We start from the raw sequence: 248 nt of genomic DNA, 5'->3' as shown, positions 1-248 counted from the left end.
AAGTTACTGATTGTAATACCTGGGATTTGATTATTTACTAAATCTCGGATTGTCTCAACACTACCAATTTTAATTTGAGAAGGTAATATCTTACGAAGCTCCTCGTGAGGAACACTGGCTTTAATAGCCAATACAAATTGACCTGAGCTAAGTACTGATTTGTCTTTGAGCGCACCAAAAGAAATACCAAACTTGCTTTGCTCTAACTTTATTTCCGTAGCAGTTTGCTCAATTACATGACTTAAAGA

1 protein-coding gene is annotated in these 248 nt (G+C 35.5%); it reads right to left on the bottom strand.

Translation table 11 applies throughout. The features are described 5' to 3' along the window. Positions 1 to 248, bottom strand: a 248-nt coding sequence (gene tssK, locus AAEY68_RS21450; protein WP_350586871.1) for a type VI secretion system baseplate subunit TssK, incomplete at both ends; no start/stop codon positions are given.

Origin of the sequence: Pseudoalteromonas sp. RB2-MNA-CIBAN-0110 (assembly GCF_040309305.1) — a bacterium.
GTDB lineage: Bacteria > Pseudomonadota > Gammaproteobacteria > Enterobacterales > Alteromonadaceae > Pseudoalteromonas > Pseudoalteromonas arctica.
This window is presented reverse-complemented; position numbering and strand designations above follow the sequence as displayed.